The organism is Chryseobacterium sp. Y16C, assembly GCF_022488405.1.
Classification (GTDB): domain Bacteria; phylum Bacteroidota; class Bacteroidia; order Flavobacteriales; family Weeksellaceae; genus Chryseobacterium; species Chryseobacterium geocarposphaerae.
This window is the reverse complement of the sequence record NZ_CP092711.1, coordinates 2686391-2709783: the sequence shown is the minus strand read 5'-3', so window position 1 is coordinate 2709783 and position 23393 is coordinate 2686391. Positions and strand designations below refer to the sequence as shown.

Genomic DNA, 23393 nt, shown 5'->3' with positions numbered 1-23393 from the left:
AAAATTGGCTTTAGCCGAAACATACAATGAAAAATTCAGAACAATTATACAAAGCATTATCCGAAAGAATTTTAATTCTCGACGGAGCGATGGGAACGATGCTTCAGCGATATAAATTCGAAGAAGAAGACTATCGTGGCGAACGTTTCAAAGATTGGGCACATCCGGTAAAAGGAAACAATGATTTGTTGTCATTAACGCAGCCTCAGGCGATTGAAGAAGTTCACAGAAAATACTTGGAAGCAGGAGCAGATATTCTGGAAACCAATACCTTTTCAGGAACAACGATTGCAATGGCAGATTACCACATGGAAGATTTAGTGTATGAATTGAACTATGAATCTGCAAAAATTGCAAGAAAAGTTTGTGATGAATTCACAGCCCAAAATCCTGATAAACCAAGATTTGTGGCGGGTTCTATTGGTCCGACTAACAGAACGGCAAGCTTAAGTCCGGATGTAAATGATCCTGGTTACAGAGCAATCACGTTTGAAGAACTGAGAGTGGCTTACAAACAGCAGTGTGAAGCTTTATTAGACGGCGGTTCAGATATTCTTTTGGTTGAAACCATTTTTGACACCTTAAATGCAAAGGCAGCGTTGTTTGCTATCGATGAAATTCAGGATGAGAGAGGAATAAAAATTCCGATCATGGTTTCAGGAACGATTACTGATGCTTCAGGGAGAACGTTGAGCGGGCAAACCGCAGAAGCATTTTTAATATCCGTTTCACATTTGAATTTATTAAGCGTAGGCTTTAACTGTGCTTTGGGAGCTAATCAATTGACACCTTACCTGGAAACATTGGCTCACAATTCAGAATTTCATGTTTCGGCATATCCGAATGCAGGTCTTCCAAACGCTTTTGGAAAATATGATGAAACACCTGAAGATATGGCAAGTCAGGTAAAGGAATATGTGGAGAAAGGATTGATCAATATTATCGGAGGTTGTTGTGGAACAACACCGGATCACATCAAAGCGATTGCAGATCTGGTAGCACAATATCCGCCAAGAAAATTGAAAGAATTTGTATGATTTAATAGAATTTTTTCATTGAATTGATAGAAAAAGGAACGGTTTTTAATATTATCTTTAATTACATCACAAAATTTACGATAATGGAAAAGCCGATTTACCTTAAAGATTCAGAGGATGCAAAACTGTTTAATGAATTAAGAAAAAAAGTGAACCAGCGAGTAGAAGCCATTCCCGGAAACAGGGATCTTTATATTCAGATCAAAGCCATTATTTTGCCTTTGGTCTATTTTGGCTTATATGTGTTTGCCCTTTTTAATGTCGATAGACCTTGGATCTATGTTTTGAGTTTTGTGTTGATGGGGATTTCTTTGGTGTTGATTTATTTGAATTTAATTCACGAAGCTGCTCACAATAATATTTACAAAAGCAAAAGATTGAACAATCTTGTTTTGCAGATTTTTGATTTTGTGGGGGCAAATTCCTACATCTGGAAAAAAAGACATATTGCAAGTCATCATGCTTATCCGAATGTTGATGGTTGGGACACTGACATCGAACAAAGCGGACTTTTGTTAATTGTTCCATGGATCAAAGCAAAAGGAGTTCAGAAATACCAGCATTTCTTTTTCTTTTTAGTCTATCCTTTATATCTGTTCAATTGGATGTTTATTCGGGATTTCAGAGACTTTTTTGATAATGAAAGAGTCATTCTGAAAACTCAGGGAGCCATTCCAGTAAAAGAAAAAATTAAAATGGTCGCTTATAAACTGTTTTACTTTTTCTATCAGATTGCAGTCCCGGTTTTATTTTTTAAAGTATCCATCGGTTTGGCTTTGGGAGCCTGGTTTTTACAGGTGATTTCGGCAAGTATTTTTGCCCTTTTTGTACTGTTGCCTTTACATCCGCTTCCAGATAATGCTTTTCCGAAATTGGATGAAAAAAACGGACTGCCTTTCAGCTGGCTTCATCATCAGTTTGAAGTTACCAATGATTTAAAAGAAAACAACTGGTTCGTAAGAAATGTGCTGGGGAATTTCAACTTTCACGTTGCCCATCACCTTTTCCCGAATTACAGCTATTTATATTATAATGAAATTACAGAGGAGATCGAAGAATTTGCTAGAGAACATAACTTGTCTTATAAGCGATTTCCGATTATGACCGCTTTGGGCAAACATGTGGATTTGCTAAAGCAGAATGCGAATAACGCATATTTTATTTTAGAAGAATAATTTGATGAAATATTTAAGATTATCGGGGCTTGAGCCTTTGATTATTACACCGGAAAGTAATTTTATCAATGTTGGGGAAAGAACCAATGTTGCCGGTTCAAAGAAATTTTTAAGATTAATAAAAGAAGAAAAATTCGGGGAAGCGCTGGATATTGCACGTCATCAGGTTGAAGGCGGTGCGCAGATTCTTGATGTCAATTTCGATGATGGGTTGATCGATGGAAAAGCTTCCATGATTAAATTTTTAAATTTAATTGCCTCCGAGCCGGATATTGCAAGAATCCCAATTATGGTAGATTCTTCGAAATGGGAAATTTTAGAAGCCGGATTACAGGTTGCCCAAGGTAAATGTGTTGTAAATTCTATCAGCTTAAAGGGCGGTGAAGAAGAATTTATCAAACAGGCTAAAGCGATCAAAAGATATGGTGCCGCAGTAATTGTTATGGCATTTGATGAGGTTGGACAAGCGGACACATACGAGCGTAGAATAGAGATTTCAAAACGTTCTTACGATATTTTAGTCAATCAGCTGAATTTCCCAGCAGAAGACATCATTTTTGATTTAAATATTTTTCCGGTTGCAACGGGAATGGATGAGCACAGAAGAAATGCAATCGATTTTATTGAGGCGACAAGATGGGTTCGCCAAAATTTGCCTTATGCGTCTGTAAGTGGAGGAGTTTCCAATGTTTCGTTTTCATTTCGTGGAAATGATACGGTGAGAGAAGCGATGCATTCAGTTTTCCTGTATCACGCAATTCAGGCGGGAATGAATATGGGAATCGTAAACCCTGCAATGCTAGAGGTCTATGATGAAATTAATAAAGAACTTCTCGAGCTTGTCGAAGATGTAATACTTGATAAAAGAGAAGATGCTACAGAACGACTTTTGGATTATTCCGAAAAGCATAAATCGGTTAAAAAAGAAAAAGTTGAGGATTTAGAATGGAGAAATCATCCTTTGCAGGAGAGAATTACACATGCTTTGGTAAAAGGAATCGATCGTTTTATTGAAGAAGACGTTGAGGAAGCGCGACAACAGGCAGAAAAACCATTACATGTTATAGAAATTAACTTAATGACGGGAATGGGTGTTGTCGGAGATCTGTTTGGAAACGGGAAAATGTTCTTGCCACAGGTTGTAAAATCAGCAAGGGTAATGAAAAAAGCAGTGGCTTATTTACAGCCGTTCATTGAAGCGGAAAAAGATGGTTCAAAACCAGCCAACGGAAAAATTCTGATGGCAACGGTAAAAGGAGACGTTCATGATATCGGAAAAAATATTGTGAGCGTTGTTTTGGGTTGTAACAACTACGAAATTGTTGACCTTGGAGTAATGGTTCCTGCCGAAAAAATTATCCAGACGGCAATTGAGGAAAAAGTGGATGTTATCGGACTCAGCGGATTGATTACGCCAAGTTTGGACGAAATGGTCTATATCGCTTCAGAATTGGAAAGACAAAATTTAGATTTTCCTTTATTAATCGGTGGTGCAACAACTTCAAAAGCACATACTGCGGTGAAAATCGATTTAAAATATAAAAATGCAGTTGTTCACGTGAATGATGCTTCAAGAGCGGTAAACGTGGTAAGTTCATTGTTGGGGGATAGAAATAAGGAATATGTTGAGGATTTGAAAAATGACTATTCGGAATTCAGGAAAAAGTTTCTTAACAGACAAGTGGAAAAAGACTATGTTTCTATTGAAGAAGCCAGACAGAATAAGTTTAAAATCGATTGGGAAAATGAAGAAATTTTCACTCCAAATCAATTGGGAATTACGGTTATCGAAAATCAGGATTTAAGAGAATTGTTACCTTTCATCGACTGGTCGCCGTTTTTCAGAAGTTGGGATCTGCACGGAAAGTATCCGGATATCCTGGAAGATGAGGTTGTCGGAGTTCAGGCAAAAGAATTGTTCAAAGATGCGAAGGTTATTTTAAAGAGGATTTTAGATGAAAAATTATTAACTGCGAAAGCTATTTTCGGAATCTTTAAAGCCAATTCTACCGAAAACGATGATATTCTGATCTTCGATGAAAATAATGAACAGAAAGTAAAATTCATCACATTAAGACAGCAGGCTCAACGTTCGAAAGGCAAAGATTACCTGGCTTTAAGCGACTTCATTGCACCTCAAAGTTCAGGAAAGACTGATTATATGGGAGCTTTTTGTGTAACGACGGGTTTCGGAACCGATGAATTGGCAGAAGAATATGAAAAAGCGCATGACGATTATAACGCGATCATGGTAAAAGCTTTAGCAGACCGTTTTGCAGAAGCCTATGCCGAATTTTTACATAAAAAAGTAAGAACTGAATATTGGGGATATGCCAATCAGGAAAATTTAACCAATGAAGAATTAATCGCTGAAAAATATAAAGGAATCCGTCCTGCTCCGGGATATCCTGCGTGTCCGGATCATTTGGAAAAACATGCGATCTGGGATTTGTTAAAAGTTGAAGAAAATATCGGAGTGTATTTGACGGAAAGCCTAGCGATGTTTCCGACCGCTTCGGTTTCCGGTTATTATTTCGGAAGTCCGCATGCGAAGTATTTCGGTTTGGGAAAAATAGCGGAAGACCAGTTAAAAGATTATTCTGAGAGAAAAGGAATTTCTTTGCGGGAAGCGAAGAAATGGCTGTCACCCAACTTAGCAGACGGAATTTAGTTTTAGTTTCGGCGGCGGCTTTGCCGCCGCCGAAACCTAACTACAAAATATTCAAAAACAGACTATAATTAAATAATGAAGATTACAGAACACATAAAAAACGCAAACGGAAAAACTTTATTCTCCCTTGAAGTGGTTCCTCCACAGAAAGGAATAGGAATCGAAGATTTATATACCAATATCGATCCTTTAATGGAATTTCAACCTCCATTTATTGATGTGACAACTTCCAGAGAAGAATATATTTACATTGACAAAGGAAATGGTTTAATGGAGCGCCGTATTACAAGAATGCGTCCCGGAACATTGGGGATTTGTGCTGCAATTCAACATAAATATAATGTAGATACAGTTCCGCACCTGCTTTGCGGAGGTTTTACCAAAGAGGAAACAGAATATCTTCTGGTAGACTGTATGTATTTGGGAATTGATAATGTAATGGCTTTACGTGGTGATGCAATGAAAGGGCATCAATATTTTGAACCCACCCAGGGCGGTCATGCAAGCGCAATGGACCTGGTTCATCAGATCAATGATTTGGGGAGAGGAAAATATCTTCATAACCAAGATGAAGTTTGTGATGAACACAATAAATTCTGCATTGGAGTTGCGGGCTATCCTGAAAAACATATGGAAGCGCCTTCTATGAATTATGATTTAAAATGGCTAAAACAAAAAGTAGATGCAGGTGCAGATTATATTGTCACCCAAATGTTTTTTGATAATAAAAAATACATCGAGTTTGTAACAAAAGCTCGTGAAATGGGAATTACAGTTCCTATTATCCCTGGAATCAAGCCGATTGCGACAAAAAAACATTTAAAGGTTTTACCTCAAATCTTTAAAATTGATTTACCTGAAGAATTGATTAATGAAGTGGAGAAAGCAAAGAATAATGAAGCCGTGAAGCAAATCGGAATTGAGTGGGCAATTAATCAGTGTAGAGAATTATTAGACTTCGGTGTCCCTGTTTTACATTTTTACTCAATGGGCAAAAGTGATAATATTAAAAAAGTGGCGGGAGAATTGTTTTAAAACTCCCGGACTTAATAATTTTAATCTTGTTTATAGTTTCGGCGGCACCTTTGGTGCCGCCGAAACTATAACTTACAATATTGGATGTCTCTCAAATTCCTTATCCCGATCAAACAAATAACGATAAGTCGCCAATTTTCTTGTTACAGTTGTATCTAAATTCTCCGCAATCTTTATCATCTTAGGGTTGAAATCACCAATCCACTGCATCTCTGTGACCTTAAAATCAGTATACCTTCTCAGATGTTGTGTTCCTTCCCAGATCATATATCCTTCAATTCCTTTCTTTTGCCATTCAGGAACAACACCAAAAACAATACCTACCATTTTTTCATTTTTCTTAAATCTTTTAATCCAAAGAAACTTAAGTTTTTCCCAGATTCCGAATTTTCCATTTAAATACTTCAGCCATTGATTGGTATCCGGAAGGTTCATCCACATAGCAATCGGTTTTTCTTTTTCGTATACAAACCAGGAAATATGTTCATTAATGATAGGCCTCATCATGTTGAACATTTTCAATGTTTTTGTTACATCTAAACATTTTCCTTCACCATGTGCTGCCCAGGCTTTATTATAAATTTCAGTAAAATCTTTGGAAAACTTTTCCAGATTATTTTTCGTCATTGGTCTTGCAGAAATATCGGGATTCTTGCTGTGTTTTGCATGCATTACGGTGAAGACTCTTGAAACTTCGGCGAAAATAGGTCTTGAAAAACATAACTGCTCAAAGTAGGTTTTAAAACCGTAGTTTTCAAAAAGATCTTTATAATAAGGAAAGTTATAATTCATGCAGAACAACGGCTCACTATATCCTTCAATAACAAGTCCCCAAAATTTATCACGTTCTCCAAAATTGATGGGACCGTCCATAGCTTCCATTCCTCTTTGCTGAAGCCAATTTTTACAATGGTCAAAAATAAAATTTGCAGTTTCCTGATCATTAATGCAGTCAAAAAATCCCAATCCGCCGGTGGGTTGCTTCTGCAGATAAGTGTCATTAATGAAAACTGCAACTTTTCCTACGGTCTCATTGTGTTGATTCTTAAAGAGAAACCTTGCACATTCACCATTGTTAAAGAATTTGTTTTTTTCAGGATTGAAAATGTCTTCGATATCGATGTTTCTGGGTCTGATGTAGTTTTGGTCGTGTTGATAAAGTCTTGCCGGGAATTCTAAAAATTCCTTCTTTTGAGCTTTAGTTTGTACTTCTTCAACAATAATCATAGTATAAAATGCGAGTGTTGGTGAAAGATAATGTTTTTCGGGCAAAATAAATATGACCAACAGATTTTATCCGTATTTTTGTGCAAATTAAATAAAAATGGTTGATTTTACTGATAACGACGATGATATTTTCACTGGAAAAGAACATACGCCTATAAGGAAAGATGCTTTTGATAAATCACCAGAAGAAAAAGTAGAAAAAATTACAGAGCTTTTTGGAGAAATCATGGAAACATTAGGTCTGGATATGACCGATGATTCATTGAAAGATTCTCCGAAAAGGGTTGCGAAGATGTATGTAAATGAGATTTTTGGGGGACTTCTTCCTGAAAACAAACCAGGAATTTCTACATTTTCAAACAAATACAAATACCGCCAGATGTTGGTGGAGAAAGACATTACGGTATATTCATTCTGCGAACATCATTTTTTGCCAATTATCGGAAGGGCGCATGTAGCTTATATTTCAAACGGAGAAGTGATCGGGCTTTCAAAAATCAACAGAATTGTTGATTATTATGCAAAAAGACCACAGGTTCAGGAAAGGTTGACGATGCAGATTGTAGATGCTCTAAAGGAAGCTTTAGGAACAAAAGATGTTGCATGTATTATTGATGCAAAACATCTTTGTGTAAATTGCAGAGGGATTAAAGATACAGCGAGTTCTACCATTACAGCAGAATTGAGTGGTATTTTCAGAACCAACCCGATTACAAGACAAGAGTTCTTACATTATGTAGGAAGCCATGCGAAATTGGATTATTAATTAAGGGCATTATGAACTATCAGATTCTTAAGAGTATCGTAAATGAAGAGCTTCAGAGATTCGTAAATATTTCAGAAGAAGAATGGACGGCTAAAATTTCTCCTGACAAATGGTCTAAAAAAGAAATTTTAGGTCATCTTTGTGATAGTGCTTTATCAAATATCAGAAGATTTGTAATTACTCAGTATAAAGAAAATGAGAATATTGTCTATGATCAGAATTTTTGGGTGAAAGCACAGAATTATCAGAATGTTAAGACTTTAGATATTATTAATCTTTGGAAATTTTTAAATCCACAGATTGTAAACGTTGTTGAAAATATTCCTAATGAAGATCTGCAAAGAACTTGTGATATGACCAAGACGGAAACTAAAATATTCACATTGGAGTTTGTTATTAATGATTATATTGATCACTTACAACATCATTTAAAAGCAATTTAATAATGATAAAATTTAAAAAAGTTTCAGATAAGATTTTTGTAACAACGATTATTTGTTGTTGCTGGAAATGCTGTAGGTAAAAGACTTGGATCTTTTAATTATTAAAACTTTAAACTAAATTTATAAATCATTAAATCTTTTAATTTAAATCAATGCAACTAAAAATATACAACTCGCTTACAGGCGAAAAAGAAATATTTAAACCCATTTTAGAAGGAAATGTCGGAATGTATGTTTGTGGACCTACCGTTTACAGTAACGTTCATTTGGGAAATGTAAGAACTTTCCTTTCCTTCGACTTTATTTACAGGAGCTTAATGCACCTTGGGTATAAAGTGAGATATGTAAGAAATATCACCGATGCAGGTCACCTTACCGATGATGGAGACGTAAATAACGACAGATTCGTTAAACAGACCCGTCTTGAAAAACTGGAACCTATGGAAATCGTACAAAAATATACCGTAGATTTTCATAAAGTTTTGGATCTGTTCAATTTATTACCACCGAATATCGAACCTACAGCAACAGGACATATTGTTGAGCAAATTGAATTAACGCAAAAATTAATTGAAAGAGGATTCGCTTACGAAAGCAATGGTTCTGTGTATTTCGACGTATTAGAATATAACAGAAGAGGTTTGAATTACGGTGAACTTTCAAAAAGAAATATTGAAGAGCTTTTTGCCAATACCCGTGACTTGGACGGACAGGGTGAAAAGAAAAATCCACAGGATTTTGCATTATGGAAAAAAGCTTCTCCGGCACATATCATGAGATGGAATTCGCCTTGGGGAGAGGGTTTTCCGGGATGGCATCTTGAATGTACTGCAATGAGTACAAAATATTTAGGGGAAACTTTCGATATTCACGGAGGAGGAATGGATTTGAAATTCCCCCATCACGAATGTGAAATTGCCCAGGGAAAAGCTTGCAATGATACAGCACCGGTAAATTACTGGATGCATGCGAATATGTTGACAATGAATTCTCAACGTATGAGTAAATCCACAGGAAATTATATTTTACCGATGCAGTTGGTTACCGGTGAAAATGATTTCTTTGAAAAGCCTTTCCATCCTTCGATTGTGCGTTTTTGCTTCCTGCAGGCTCATTACAGAAGTGTTTTGGATATTTCTAACGATGCGATGTTAGCAAGCGAAAAAGGATTTATCAGATTAATGGAAGCCATTAAAGTATTGAATTCAATCACTCCAAATGATGAGAAACAGTCGGGTTTCAGTTTTGAAGAATGGAAAAATAAAGCATATGATGCTTTAACAGATGATTTTAACTCTCCTGTTCTGATTGCTCACCTATTTGAAGCAGTAAAATATATTTTTGCTCTAAATGATGGTAAGGAAACTATTTCAACTAAAGATTTAAAGGAGCTGAAATCTACTTTGAATGCTCTTGTGTTTGATGTCTTAGGATTGCAGGCGATCGAAGAAAATAATAATGAGAAACTTGATCAGACATTGCAGGTTTTAATTGAATTAAGAAATCAGGCAAGAAAATCAAAGAATTTTGAACTTTCGGACCAGATCAGAGATAGATTGCTTGCTGAGGGAATTGAACTCAAGGACGGAAGAGACGGAACTTCTTATGTTCTGAATTAAAGTTTAAAAATTTTAACTATATCTCTCGCAGATTTTACAGATTACGCAGATCATGATCATCTGCCAAATCCGCAAAATCTGCGAGAGTTTTTTTTGGGCTATTGTTTATTCTGAACGGAGCGTAGTGAATAATCTGTAAGTTTAAATATGTCAGAATAGGGGTTAAATAAATTGTTTTAAACCTTAAATTTTTTTCAAAACCAATCTATAAATTATGTAACTTAGTCATACTAAAATGATTAAAGATAAAATTTATATACTATGAAAAAACATTTATTCCCTTTATTTTTATTACTGATAGGTGCTAATGCTTATGCCCAACAGGACTTTTTTGCACTTGTCGGAAAAGATTCGCCAAACATTGTTTTTAACGATTTTCGTGCAATTGATGCTACAAACGGAATTTCAGGAGAACAAATTTTTACAGAAACTTCTACTGCCAAAGTCTTTTCACAAGGAAGAAACGGAGTAGTGACTGAAGACAAAAGTACATATAACAGTTCCCAGACAGCTTCAATTGCGACATTAGCATACGATGCTTTCAATAATAATCTGGTATATATGCCAATGTTTTCTTCTAATATTTATGTTTTAAATACCAAAACTAAGGAAATTACATTAGTGGAAAATAATATTGCTAGAGTTACTTCGTGTGATATCAATTCCCATATTACGAGAATGGCAACTGGCTATGACGGAAATATTTATGCAATCAATAATTCGGGAACCCAGTTTTTGCAAATCAGCAGAAAAGGAAATCAATATGCAGTTAATGACCTGGGAATCATTAAAGACGATGTTTCTAATGGTAAGAATTCTTTCACTATGTTGGAAACCGGATTTGGAGGAGATATGATTGCGGATGCGGAGAACAATTTTTATGTTTTTTCGGCTTCAGGGAATGTATTCAAAGTTTCTACTAAAGAGTTAAAAGCAACATTTGTAGGTAAAATTTCAGGAATTCCTGAGAATTATTCAGTGAATGGTGCTGCTGTCAACTCACAGGGAAAGGTGGTTATTGCAAGTGCAAAAGGAGCTGCTTTATATGAAGTTGATTTGAAAAGTTTACAGGCAAAACAGATTGCGGGAGAACAAAATCTGCATGTTTATGATCTGGCAAGTAAATACTTTGCAAATGACAGAATAGCTGCAGGTAATATACTGGCAAATCTTGATATTTACCCGACCCGTGTAGATGAGCAGTACATCACTGTGAATGTTAATGATAAATCAGTAAGAGGAACTCTTACAATGACCGTTTTTGATTTGTCAGGAAAAGCTGTGATGAAGCAGAATTTACCGGTAAAAGAAGGTTCTTTGAATCAGCAGGTTTATCTTAAAAACCTGGTGAGTGGAGCATATTTGGTCAATATTATCAATGAATCAGGAAAAGTATTATTAAATAAGAAAATTTTAGTTGCAGAATAATCTTTAACTTTGTTAAAACTTAAAAACCTTTTCAAGCATTTTGAGAAGGTTTTTTTAATGAATATTTGATATTCAAGAAGTTTTATTTTTAGAGATTATAATGTACTTTTATAAAAAAATGTAAATGAAGCTATACTTTAATGTAGGTTACAGCGTAAAAGGTGGAGAAAAACTCCAGATTACAATTAATGAAGGCGGAGCTGTATCTAAGACTCATACTATGTTTTATACAGAAAACGATTTGTGGAAATGTGAAGTTGATTATTTTTCCAAGTCGGTTTCTTATCAATATCAGCTTGTGGATGAACGGGGGAATCTTCTGAGAACAGAATTTGTTCAGCATCATCTTAATTTTCCCCATAACTATAAAGAATTTATAATTTTTGATGAGTGGAATAATAAAAACTTTCCAGAAAACTATCTGAATAATAAAATTCTTTACAATAAACTCAATCAGTTTTCGCCGGAGAAAATTTCGGTTTTAAAAAAGCATACTCATCTATTTAGAATAGAAGCACCTATTTACAATCCGGATTGGAAAATCGTATTGTTCGGAAGCACGGCTTCTTTAGGAAACTGGGATTATGATAAAGTGATTCATCTGTCCCAAACAGACTTTGGAATTTGGGAAGCTTCGGTTGAAATTCCTGAGAACGAGTACATACAGTTTAAATATTGTATTTATGATATAAAAGAGGGGAGAGTGATTGATGTAGAAACAGGAGAAAACAGATTCACTGTTCCTAATCAGTCCAGGGAAATTCTGCAGATCGTTTCGAATCACTACTTTAAATTCAAGGCTTATCAAATGTACCATGATGCAGGCGTTGCGGTTCCTGTTTTTTCATTGAGAACCGAAGATGGTTTTGGAGTAGGAGAGTTTCACGATATCAAAAAGTTGGCGGACTGGACTAAAGAAACACATTTGGGAATCATCCAGATTTTACCTATCAACGATACAACCGCCAATTATTCTTGGACGGATTCTTATCCTTATGCAGCCGTTTCTGTATATGCCCTACATCCGCAATATATCTCTTTAGAAAATCTTGATTTTGAATTGCCTAAAGATTTAGTTGAAGAGTATATGGCAGAGAAAGAATCTTTAAATTCATTAGAATTAATTGATTACGAGAAAATGATTTCTGCAAAATGGAAATATTTGAAGGCGGTTTTTAATGAAGATAAAGAGAAAATTTATAAGGATAAAGGCTTTAAAAAGTTCATTAAGGACAATGAAAGCTGGCTTCTTCCATACTCGGCATTTTGTGTATTGAGAGATAAATATAAAACACCGAATTTTAATGAATGGAAGACACATAAAAAATATATTGCCGGAAAAATAACGCCATTTTTTAGTCCAAAAAGTAAAGATTACGACACATCGATGCTTCATGCGTGGGTGCAATATCAGCTTCATAAACAGCTAAAAGATGCAATCGATTATACCCATAGTTTAGGAATTTCGGTAAAAGGAGATCTACCGATCGGGATTTATCGATACTCTGTAGAAGCATGGACGGAGCCGGAACTTTTTGGAATGGATTTCCAGGCCGGAGCACCACCTGATCAGTTTACGGCACTGGGACAAAACTGGGAGTTCCCTACGTATAACTGGGAAGCGATGAAAGCAGATAATTATACCTGGTGGAAAAACAGATTCAAAGCATTGGAACAATATTTTGATGCAATGAGAATTGATCATATCCTTGGCTTTTTCAGGATATGGAGAATGCCGGTTTCTGCTACGCAGGGGATTTTAGGATATTTTTATCCTGCTGTTCCGGTTACAATAGAAGAATTTAAAGCACGAGGGATTCCTTTTAGTTTCGATCGTTATTGTAAGCCATTTATTAATAACCAGATTCTTTGGGATTATTTCGGTGAAAACAGCAGTAAAGCACTTGAGTTTATCAATAATAATCATGACGGAACGTATTCATTTAAAGAAGAATTTGATACGCAGAGAAAATTAACTGATTTCTTTAAGAAAAATCCTCAAGGTATAATTGAAGATCAATTAATTGCTCTTTGTGCGAATGTATTGTTCTTAGAAGAAGAAAGAGATGGGCAAAAAGTATATCATCCTAGATTTAATGTATATGGCACAGATTCTTATAAATACTTAAGTGATGGGGAAAAGCAATCTATTTATGATTTATACCACGATTATTTTTTCAGAAGACAGGATCATCTTTGGTATGAAAAAGCAATGGAAAAGCTTCCGATGATACTGAACGCCACTAAAATGCTGATTTGCGGAGAAGATTTAGGATTGGTTCCTGCCTGCGTACCTGTGGTGATGGATGAGCTGGGCATTATTGCACTGAAAATTCAACGGATGCCTGCAGAGAATATTCCTTTTTATAATCCTCAATATGCTAATTATCTGAATGTGGTTACTGCTTCTTCACATGATAGCTCTACATTAAGACAGTGGTGGAAAGAAGACCCTGCCTTGGTTCAGAAATATTTTAACCAGCAATTAGTTCAATACGGAAAAGCGCCTGAAGAATTGGATGCGTCTTTGGCGGAGATCATTATGAAACAACATTTATATAATGATGCTATACTGGCTATTTTCCCTATTCAGGAATTTTTGGCAACAGATCCTGAGCTTACCCATCCGAAAATAGACAATGAAAGAATCAATAATCCTGCGGTATTTCCTCATTACTGGCGCTATAGAATGCATTTAAACCTTGAAGATTTAAAGCAAAAAAAATCTTTTAATGAGAAAATCGCAAATTGGGTAAAAGATAGTGGGAGGTCGTAAATTTAACATTTGATTATCAATAAGTTAATGATAAATTAAAAGAAGTTTTATCGAAAGATTTAACTTCTTTTTTGTATTCATATCCAAAAGATAGAATAAAGATATTCTGTTATATTAACCAATTAACAACTATTTGAAATGAAAAAAATATTAATAGGTTTTGCCATGAGTTTTGCGACACTGTCGTTTGCTCAGCAATATCCAAATAATGGATGGGGAGATGATGACGGATACTATCAGGATGATGGATACTATAGTGATCAGGATGATCAAAATTATTTCCCTGATGATTATTATTACAACTATCCACAAGATTATTATCCACAGGATTATTACCAAAGCAATTATAATGATTACAGGAACAGTATCGTAAGTATCAACTGGAATGTCTTTTTTGCTCAGAACAGATTATCCCGTTGGCAAATTGATCAGGTGTTGAGACTGAATAATTTATATATAAGTTTTTCTGCCTGGAATAATTTTTACAGATATAATCCAGACAGATGGTATTATGACAGATTCTATGCATTAGAAAGAATTTTAGGTCCTAGAGTTTTTGTGGTTTTCCGAAATGATTATTACAGAGGATACAGTCCAGTAGTGTATTTCCAAAATTACAGAAGAACACATTATGCTTCGATCTGCAGACCAATGCCGCGCTATAGAAATGTAAATATTAATATTTACAGAGTGGATAGAGCTAAATTCAGAAGAATGGATAATCCAACCATTAATATTGTAAGAAGTCAAAGACCGAATAACGGATTCAGAGGTCCCGTGAGAGATGGGAACAATGGAGGGGGATTCCGAAATCAGGCAGAAATCAGAAATAATAATCCGGGTTTCAGAAATGAAAATAACGGAATAAGAAATAACGGCGGTTTCAGAGGCAATAATGATAATGGAGGAATAAGAAATAATGATGGTTTCCGCGGTGAAAGAGCCGATAATAATGGAAATGGGGGAGGCTTCAGAGGAGGCGAAATGAGAAGAGAAAACGCTCCAAGAAGAGAAAATAATGGTGGTGGTTTCAGAAATGAAGGCGGATTCAAAAGAAATGAAAATGCAGCACCGAGAGAACAAAACCGAGGTCATGAAAATCGAGGAAACGGAGGTTTCCGAAATGGATTTGCGAAAAATTAAATTTTCATATATTTATATTTAAGTGGTGTGAGGGCAGATTTTAGGATCTGCTCTTTTTTTTATTTTTATAATTTGTTATTTAATAGTAAAAATTAACATTATTTATGAATGTTTCAATTTAACTTTGATTTTAACTAATAATCAAACAGATATAAAAAGAATAATTAAATATTTTAAAAGATGAAAAAATTAGTTTTAGCAGTAGCATTTATTGGAATGGGAAGTTTTGCAATGGCACAACAGACCACTACAACCCCACAAGACAGAGAAGCAAAAAGAGCAGAATTTCAGCAAAAAAGAGCACAAATGAAAAAAGAACATTTAGATCAAATGCAAAAGGATTTGAATTTAAATGCGTCTCAGGTAGCTCAAATTAAAACTTTGCATGAAAAAAGAAAAGCGGAAATGAAAGCTGAATTTGATAAAAACAAAGAAGCAAGACAGGCTAAAATGGACGAAATGAAAGCCAAAAGAGCACAAATGGATTCAGATATGAAGAAAATCTTAACTCCGGACCAGTATGACAAATGGCAGGCTGACAGAAAAGCTAAAATGGAGCAAAGAAAAGTAGCGATGAAGGAAAGAGGAATGAAAGATAGAAAAATGATGAAAAAGCCGATGACTACGGCCGCTCCCGAAGCGAATTAATAGTTTATAATTTTGATTTTTTAATGTTAGAAGGGCGGATGTATTTCCGTCCTTTTTCTATTAATTTTAATTAAAATTTTTGATTTCGGGCTTTTATTCCCTAATTTTGAATATAAATTTATTACTTATGGTTAGCGAGAAAATTGCAAAATTAATTAACGAACAAATAGCTCACGAACAATACGCTGCACAATATTATCTTTCCATGTCTGCATGGTTTTCAGGTAAGGATCTGGATGGTATTGCAAACTATTTCAGAGTTCAGAGCAAAGAAGAATTAATGCATGCCGATAAAATGTTTGATTATTTAAATGATGTAGGCGGAGAGATTATTATCGGGGAAATTGCGAAACCACCTCATGAGTTTGAAAACGCTACAGATATTTTTGAAAAAGCATTGGCTCATGAGAAAACGGTAACAAAAAGTATTTTTAATATTGTGAAAAATGCTAATAAAGAAGGCGATTTTGCTACCACTTCATTCTTACAGTGGTTCATCAACGAGCAGGTAGAAGAGGAAGCAAGTGCATCACAATTGGTGACTAAAATCAAAATGGTATGCGATAATCCTTCCGCATTATATCTTTTTGATCAGGAATTGGCACAGAGAGTATTTACTCCGGATGCAACAGCTTAATTTGATTTCTTTTAAGGATAAAGGTTTCGGCGGCATCGAAGATGCCGCCGAAACCTTTTATATTTGAATTATGATGTTACGAAAGTTTATTTATTTCTCCCAGATTTTGTCTCTATGTGTATTGTCTCTTATATTTGGAATTCTATTTTTTACTCTTAGAACTAATTTAACAATAAATTTTGTATCAATAATTTCGGTTATCTGTAATGCATTTTCAGTTGGAGTTTTAATTAAATTCAAATTGTTTGATACAAAGACTGTAAATCTCCTTTTTTTAACTACCAGTATTTTCTTTATGCTATTTATAGCCTATTTTACATGTATAAATAATATGCTTATTGATAACTAAATATCTTATAAATAAATCAACTGTGTCTTCAAAACCCTTCTTCCCAAGCTTTCCAGAATTCGTTTATAGTTCTCAATCTGTTTCTCATTCTTCTCGGTTTCTTCTCCTGTTTTAAAATCCACAATAATATAACCTTCCTCGCTTTTCAGTATTCGGTCGGGACGATACATTCTGCTTTCTCCATTTTCAGAAATCATAATATCCTTTTCGTTGATAACTTCCCATTTTTCATCAAAAAACTCGGAATAAGTTCTAACGATTTGTTGTAAGGTATTCTGAATCTCATCTTTTTCTTCATTTGTAATTTGACCTTCCAGTACATAGCTTTCCAATACTTTGTTGATGTCTTTTTCTGTATTGATTTTCGATAATAATTCATGCACAAAAAGACCGATTCTCACCTTCTCATTTCTTACCTGATAATTTTTTGAAGGGGTTGCAATTTTAATTGACGTATTTTTTTCGTTGATGTTTTTTAAGTTACTGATGTTTTTAGTCTCAAATTTTGATGTTTTATCCTTCGTGTGTTTTTTCAGCATTTCAGGACAAGTTTCATATAGATCAAATTCATCAAGATTTTCAACGTTTTTGGATTGCAAAAACTCTAAAAGTTCAAGGTTATTAGATGTTTTATTGGCTTTTTGAATATAAAAAAACAGCTGTTCTACAGGTCGGGTTGTTGCAACATACTGTAAACACAATCGGTCAACGAAATTTTTGTAAGCATTCTGTTTGTTGAATTTTTCGATTTCTTCATCATAAACTTCAAGATTCTTACTGAATTGGTTGATGTTTACGGATTTCAACGCGGAGCTGTCACTGGTTTCAAACCAGTTGGAAAACTCAGCATCACGATTTTTATTCATCATCGGAATAAAAACAATCGGGAACTCCAAACCTTTTGCTTTATGGATCGTCATAATCTGAATGGCATCAATATTTTCCGAAGCCTGAATGGTATAGGTTGAAGCTTCTTCATCCCAATATTTTAAAAATTCTTTTGTACTTGCCCCTGCATTTTGGGTGAAATTAAAAAGCATTTCCAGAAAATTTAACAAGAAATCAGTTTCTTTATTTTCAACCGAAAATTCGTTGATGTAATATTCTACAAAATTGTATAGATTAAATCTTGGAAAATTGTCCTGTCTTAGCTGCAAAGAATATTTATTCTGGATAAACTGTAAAATTTCTTCGTGGGTTTCCATCTCCAGAATTTCTTTCATTTCCAGTGTAAAATCAGGCATATGAATCCTTCCCAGTTTATTCAGATGATACATCATCATGATCAAATTGGGTTTATTCTTAGGATTGGTTTCCCATTTCAGAAACTCAATGACTGCTTTTAGAGTATTGGATAATTCCAGAGTAAGACCTTTATCGGAAATTGTTTTAATATTGGTTTCTTCACCTTTATAATTGACTTTGAGATTTCCTAATTTTTGAGAATAACTGAAAATATCAAAATTTCCCCGACAAAGAATCGTAATGTCGGAGAATTTAAAACCATTATTCAGACTTTCCTGGATATCTTTCTGCATTTTTGCAGAAGTATCGTTGTAGAAATCTTCGTTGGTGAGGTTTTCTATTAAATTCACTTTTACACGACCGTCAATTCCTGATTTTGGATTTTGCTTTCCGTCTGTCCCGAAAATATTTTTATGCTCTTCATTCAGTTCTCTGGAGTGGAATTCGTACAATTCATTATTGAACTGAACAATGTTTTTTGCACTTCGCCAGTTATCTTTCAGGACTAAGAGCTCGGCTTCTTTAGGAGCGATTTCCTTTTTGTTGATAATATCCAGCATCAATTTACTTTCCCCACCACGAAAACGGTAAATACTCTGTTTAGGATCGCCAACTAAAGTAAATGAGGTGTTTTCCGTAGAAACAGAATGATCCCTTAACGGAATAAAGTTCTGCCACTGAAGCTCAGATGTATCCTGAAACTCATCAAAAAAATAATGTTGAAACTGTGAACCTACTTTTTCATAAATAAATGCTGATGGCTCATTTCTCAGATTCTCATTAATCAGAATATTGAATTTTGAAAGCAAAACCAGATCATTTTCTTCCTCAATCTTTTTCAACTCATCCTGGATGTCTTTGTTGACCTTTAAAGGAAGAAGAGCCGATAAAATTTTCTCTTTTTTCTGGGTTTCAATATATAAAAGAATCAATTGCATTCTGTTTTCAAGCAATTGCTCCAGAATTTCAAAAATTTCAGCTTCTTTATGTTTTGATTTTGCCGAAGCACCTTTTCTGTAATTGTTCACTACAGATTCTTCCGCAGTTGTGGGGAATGGGAAACCCGTTCTTTTCTGACTATAAAAATCTAAAACTTTAGTAAAAAATCCACCGATTCCGTTCTTTCCCTGTGCGAAATCTTCGATCTCAATATTTCTTGATTTAAAAAGATCTATGGATTGGGTAGCAAGTTCTGCAGCCTGCTTTTTATTTAAGATAATTTCTTTTCGGAGGGTATTCTTAATGTTTTCATAATTCGTATTGTCAAAATCTTTGTTGTTTTTAAGATGTTCATAATGAATGTCTTTTACAAATTCTTTGGCCGAATCATAAAGGTTTTTATTCAGATTGATTCTTTCGTTGTTTTCCAGACTGTAATCTACATAATCCATAAACGAACTAGAAATTGCGTCATTTTCTCCGATCTGATCAAGCATTTTATCAACTGCTTCTATCAAAAACGGCTCAGCTTCAATTTCAAGATTGAAATTTTTTGCCAGCCCTAATTCGTAGGAAAAGCTTCTTACCAGACGGGAATTAAAACGGTCAATCGTTCCGATATTTAAAGTGGAGTAATTGTGAAGGATATAATCCAGTAATTTTTTTGCTCTGAGATGCAATTCATCAATGGTAATTTTCAGACCTTCCTCCTCAAACGCTTTCTGAATATTTTTTAAGTCGCCATTTTCAGCAAAATTATCTGCAGAGAAATTTCCCAGCCACGACAAAATTCTTTCCTTCATTTCATTGGCTGCCTTATTGGTAAAGGTCAACGCCAAAATATTCCTGATCGACTGCTGCTGATTAGGATATCGAAGACAGATCATCAGAAGCCGCTGAACAAGGGCATATGTTTTCCCTGAACCTGCTGAAGCGTTGATAACTGTATAAGAATTTTGCATTTTCTGAGTAAAATTGAATCTGCAATTTAGTTAAATATGACTTAAATTTTAACAATTTTCCCGGGCTATTTTAACAGTTTCCAATTTAAAAACTCTAAAATAACTCTAAAACAAGTTAACTGAGGTTAAACTTCTAATTTGCATTAAAATTAACTTTAGCTTTGCTTTATAAAAAACTTTCCGTGAAAATAAAGCTACTTTTTACTTTTTTCATCTTATTTTTCCTCAACATCAATGCCCAAAACTATATTTTCGGTAAGATAAGTACTGAGGATGGGGTAGAATTAACAGATGCAACTGTAATTAATATAAGAACTAATGAACGCGTAGTTTCTAATAGCGACGGCCATTTTATGATTTCCGGAAGAGTTGGTGATGAGCTCCGTTTTGTAAAGGCGGGTTACGAAAGGGTGAATAAGAAAATGGATGAAAATAGTATAAGTTCTTCCTTACAGATTACTTTGATAAAAGCTGCTACGTTAATTGATGAGGTAGAGGTTAAAAAGGGTATAACAGGGGACCTTGCTATTGATTCAAAAAACTTAAATCAGCAAAAGAAAGTTCAGAAGCTTAAAAGTGAACTTGCTGCTTATTTGTCTCAGAAATCAGATCCTAGAGTTCTGGCTGCAAGACCCGGGCAATTTGTTCAGCCAAAAGGTGAGGGTTTCTCTATTGGGAAAGTCAAAAATAGATGGGATGATGTAGATTTGATGAAGTATCTGATTTCTGCGTTGGGAGAACAATATTTTATCGATTTAAAAATTGAAAAACCGCAGATTCAGCATTTTATCTATTATGTTTTTGCCGGTGGTTATGAAAGGAAAAATATTTTAAAATATGGGTTTTGCAGTGATGCGGATCTGATGAGATTCCAACGTGCTGTATTTACAAGAATATCTTCATATCGTGCTCCCCAAACCCAAAAGTAAATGATGAAAGCTTGTTTAAGTGTACTTTTTTGCTGTTTAGGAGCGTTTATTTTTGCTCAACAAAAGGTTTCAGGATTTATTTTGGATGAACAGAACATACCTCTAAGCAAGGTTTTAGTTATTAATATGTCGAGTAATGGAAATGTATATAGTGACATATCCGGAAGGTTTACCATTGAAGCTAATCTGGGTGATGAAATCAGATTTGTGAGAGAAGGATTCTATCGCTCACAGATTCATGTTTCCGAAGAAAATTTTAAAACGTCCATCAATATTCTTCTTAAGCGTTCGGAAATATTGATTCCCGAAGTTAAAATTGAATATCAACTGACGGGAGATATTAAGAAAGACAGTAAACATCTGGATGGTTCCAGAAAAGTTGCTTCCTTAAAATCCTCAATGGAAAGCTATATGAAGTCTCCCATGACTGAAGTGGTGCCAAAAAATACAATTCCCAAAAGTTTCGGAGGACATGATTTCAATGCGGGGCAAGTAAATGTTTTAGGAGTAATTGCCGGAGCAATAGGACTGGCAAAAAAAGCAACCAAACCCAAAATTACAAAGCCTAATTTCTATGAAACGCAAAATTTTCTCCAAAGAATAAAAAATGAAGTCGATTTAAGTTTTCTGGAAAAATATGGGATGGATGAAGAGCAGGTTGATAAATTTCTCGTATATGCGGAAAAAATAAAAATGCTTTCGAAAAGATACCGGAAAGATTTTAAACAGGGTGCTATCTATTATGAATTACGGGCTGCCTTTGCAGAATATCAGAAAATAAATAAGTTAAGTGATTAATCAGCTTTTTATTGCATTTCGGAATAATAATTGATGATTGAGTATCAAATCACAGATACAAATGAATAAAACAATTATTGCGATCGCAGTTGCTGCATTGGGTTTTGTTATCGGTTTAGGACTTTTAGGAAATGCTATCAAAAACAGGAATAAATCTGAAAATACCATTTCTGTAACCGGTTTGGGAACCAAACAATTTACCTCGGACCTTATTACCTGGTCGGGAAGCTTTTCGAAAAACAATTTTGATCTCAAATCGGCTTATGATGAATTGGCTTTAGATCGAAAAACGATTAATGATTATCTTTTGTCAAAAGGAGTAAAGCAAAACGAGATTGTTTTTTCTTCGGTTGATATTCAGAAGCAGTTTAAAAATCTTACGGATTCAAACGGAAATACTGTTCAGAATGAATTTTCAGGATATAATTTAACGCAAACGGTTTCTATTGAAAGTAAGGAAGTCGCTAAGATTGAAAACCTTTCCAGAAATATCACCGAAATCATCAACCGAGGCATTGAATTTACTTCTTCTTCACCGTCTTATTTCTACACAAAGCTTTCCACGGTAAAACAGGAAATGATTGCTTCGGCAACGAAAGATGCTAAAGAGCGTGCAGAAAAAATTGCGGAAAACTCAGGAAGCAGTTTGGGGAATCTTAAAAAAGCGACAATGGGAGTAATACAGATTACTGCGCCGAATTCAAATGAAGACTATTCTTATGGCGGAACTTTTAATACGTCTTCCAAAGAAAAAGAGGCGAGCATTACTATAAAATTAGAATATGAAGTAAATTAAAAAATCCGGAAGTAATTTCCGGATTTTCTTATTTAGTGATAAACGATATCGTAAATTTCTTCCTTGATTTCTTTTACATTCTCAGGAGAATAGTTGGCCAGAAGCCAAAGTTTAAGACTGTTCTTTCCTTCACCATAACTTGGCTGTACATACATTTCATCAATTAATCTGAAATTGTTTTTCTGATAAAATGTATAGCGTCTTTTGGCATCATCCCCCAAATGTTCAGGTTCTATTTCTAAAATAATTCTGGGATAATTTTCAAATAAATAACCGGTAATGTAAGAACCTAATTTCTGACTTCTGAATTCTTCAAATACCTCGAAATGTTCTACAAAAACAAAATGACTGAGCTCCCAGATAATCAGATAGCCTATATTCTTTGCTTCGTGCATTACAGAAATCACTTTTACATTCGGATGACTGAAAAGCCGAGTAAAAGGAATCCAGTCTCTTCTTTCATCTTCCGGAAATGTTGTTGAATAAGACTTATAAATTTCCTGAACTCTGTAGTCTTCAGGAGAAGTAATTTGCAGAAATTCCATAGTTATAAATCAAAAACATTAGGTCTTCTGGTGATAAAAATGTCTTTAATCCAAAGTGTAAATGCTAAACCTAAATAAATTAAAAAGAAAAAACCGGCGGTAGCAAAAGTGGAATAAATGAAAAATACCCTCAATTTTGAAACGGGAATTCCCAGTTTGGTTCCTGTTCTTGTAAGAACTCCGAACCATTCTCTTTCCATTTTATGTCGGATATTGTCCAGCATT

At 34.7% G+C, this 23393-nt stretch carries 19 protein-coding genes; 15 read left to right on the top strand and 4 right to left on the bottom strand.

The window, feature by feature from the left end:
- Positions 1-26 precede the first annotated feature (26 nt).
- From MKS83_RS12040 to metF, 4 genes are all read left to right on the top strand, one after another.
- Entirely contained in the window at positions 27-1037 is a 1011-nt protein-coding gene (locus MKS83_RS12040; protein ID WP_240579900.1) for a homocysteine S-methyltransferase family protein, read from the top strand.
- 83 nt (positions 1038-1120) lie between these two features.
- The gene (locus MKS83_RS12035; protein WP_240579899.1) at positions 1121-2212 is read left to right on the top strand and encodes a fatty acid desaturase family protein; all 1092 of its coding nucleotides are present in this window, start codon (positions 1121-1123) and stop codon (positions 2210-2212) included.
- 4 nt (positions 2213-2216) lie between these two features.
- Positions 2217-4883: a methionine synthase gene (gene metH / locus MKS83_RS12030; protein ID WP_240579898.1), complete on the top strand. Its 2667-nt coding sequence runs from the start codon at positions 2217-2219 to the stop codon at positions 4881-4883.
- Positions 4884-4958: 75 nt separating this feature from the next.
- Positions 4959-5918 (top strand): methylenetetrahydrofolate reductase [NAD(P)H], encoded by a 960-nt coding sequence (gene metF / locus MKS83_RS12025; RefSeq protein WP_240579897.1) that lies wholly within the window; start codon positions 4959-4961, stop codon positions 5916-5918.
- Positions 5919-5990: 72 nt separating this feature from the next.
- Here the strand turns inward: metF and MKS83_RS12020 are convergent, their stop codons facing one another.
- Entirely contained in the window at positions 5991-7145 is a 1155-nt protein-coding gene (locus MKS83_RS12020) for a hypothetical protein (RefSeq protein ID WP_240579896.1), read from the bottom strand.
- Between the two features lie 97 nt (positions 7146-7242).
- Here MKS83_RS12020 and folE point away from each other — a divergent pair, with 97 nt between their 5' ends.
- From folE to MKS83_RS11980, 8 genes are all read left to right on the top strand, one after another.
- Positions 7243-7911 carry a GTP cyclohydrolase I FolE gene (gene folE / locus MKS83_RS12015; protein ID WP_100377146.1) on the top strand — a complete coding sequence of 223 codons (669 nt, stop codon included), beginning with the start codon at positions 7243-7245 and terminating at the stop codon, positions 7909-7911.
- Between the two features lie 11 nt (positions 7912-7922).
- On the top strand, positions 7923-8354 hold the full coding sequence (locus tag MKS83_RS12010; protein ID WP_240579895.1) for a DinB family protein: 432 nt from the start codon (positions 7923-7925) through the stop codon (positions 8352-8354).
- Between the two features lie 152 nt (positions 8355-8506).
- On the top strand, positions 8507-9973 hold the full coding sequence (cysS, locus tag MKS83_RS12005; protein ID WP_240579894.1) for a cysteine--tRNA ligase: 1467 nt from the start codon (positions 8507-8509) through the stop codon (positions 9971-9973).
- Between the two features lie 261 nt (positions 9974-10234).
- Positions 10235-11401 carry a T9SS type A sorting domain-containing protein gene (locus MKS83_RS12000; RefSeq protein WP_240579893.1) on the top strand — a complete coding sequence of 389 codons (1167 nt, stop codon included), beginning with the start codon at positions 10235-10237 and terminating at the stop codon, positions 11399-11401.
- Between the two features lie 124 nt (positions 11402-11525).
- On the top strand, positions 11526-14177 hold the full coding sequence (locus MKS83_RS11995; RefSeq protein ID WP_240579892.1) for a 4-alpha-glucanotransferase: 2652 nt from the start codon (positions 11526-11528) through the stop codon (positions 14175-14177).
- Between the two features lie 138 nt (positions 14178-14315).
- On the top strand, positions 14316-15320 hold the full coding sequence (locus MKS83_RS11990) for a hypothetical protein (RefSeq protein WP_240579891.1): 1005 nt from the start codon (positions 14316-14318) through the stop codon (positions 15318-15320).
- Between the two features lie 180 nt (positions 15321-15500).
- On the top strand, positions 15501-15968 hold the full coding sequence (locus MKS83_RS11985; protein WP_240579890.1) for a hypothetical protein: 468 nt from the start codon (positions 15501-15503) through the stop codon (positions 15966-15968).
- A 127-nt stretch (positions 15969-16095) separates the two neighbouring features.
- Complete coding sequence (locus MKS83_RS11980; RefSeq protein ID WP_240579889.1) at positions 16096-16605, top strand: ferritin; 510 nt, start codon at positions 16096-16098, stop codon at positions 16603-16605.
- Positions 16606-16959: 354 nt separating this feature from the next.
- Here the strand turns inward: MKS83_RS11980 and MKS83_RS11975 are convergent, their stop codons facing one another.
- Entirely contained in the window at positions 16960-20100 is a 3141-nt protein-coding gene (locus MKS83_RS11975; RefSeq protein WP_240579888.1) for a UvrD-helicase domain-containing protein, read from the bottom strand.
- A 182-nt stretch (positions 20101-20282) separates the two neighbouring features.
- Here MKS83_RS11975 and MKS83_RS11970 point away from each other — a divergent pair, with 182 nt between their 5' ends.
- The 3 genes from MKS83_RS11970 to MKS83_RS11960 all read left to right on the top strand — a co-directional run bounded on the left by MKS83_RS11970 (position 20283) and on the right by MKS83_RS11960 (position 22623).
- Complete coding sequence (locus MKS83_RS11970; RefSeq protein WP_240579887.1) at positions 20283-21029, top strand: hypothetical protein; 747 nt, start codon at positions 20283-20285, stop codon at positions 21027-21029.
- Positions 21030-21827, top strand: a complete 798-nt coding sequence (locus MKS83_RS11965; protein WP_240579886.1) for a hypothetical protein — start codon at positions 21030-21032, stop codon at positions 21825-21827.
- Positions 21828-21888: 61 nt separating this feature from the next.
- Complete coding sequence (locus tag MKS83_RS11960; RefSeq protein ID WP_240579885.1) at positions 21889-22623, top strand: SIMPL domain-containing protein; 735 nt, start codon at positions 21889-21891, stop codon at positions 22621-22623.
- A gap of 32 nt (positions 22624-22655) precedes the next feature.
- On the opposite strand, the gene MKS83_RS11955 is transcribed toward MKS83_RS11960, so the two are convergent.
- Positions 22656-23168: an N-acetyltransferase gene (locus tag MKS83_RS11955; protein WP_240579884.1), complete on the bottom strand. Its 513-nt coding sequence runs from the start codon at positions 23166-23168 to the stop codon at positions 22656-22658.
- A gap of 2 nt (positions 23169-23170) precedes the next feature.
- On the bottom strand, positions 23171-23392 hold the full coding sequence (locus tag MKS83_RS11950) for a PspC family transcriptional regulator (RefSeq protein WP_100377133.1): 222 nt from the start codon (positions 23390-23392) through the stop codon (positions 23171-23173).
- Position 23393 lies beyond the last annotated feature (1 nt).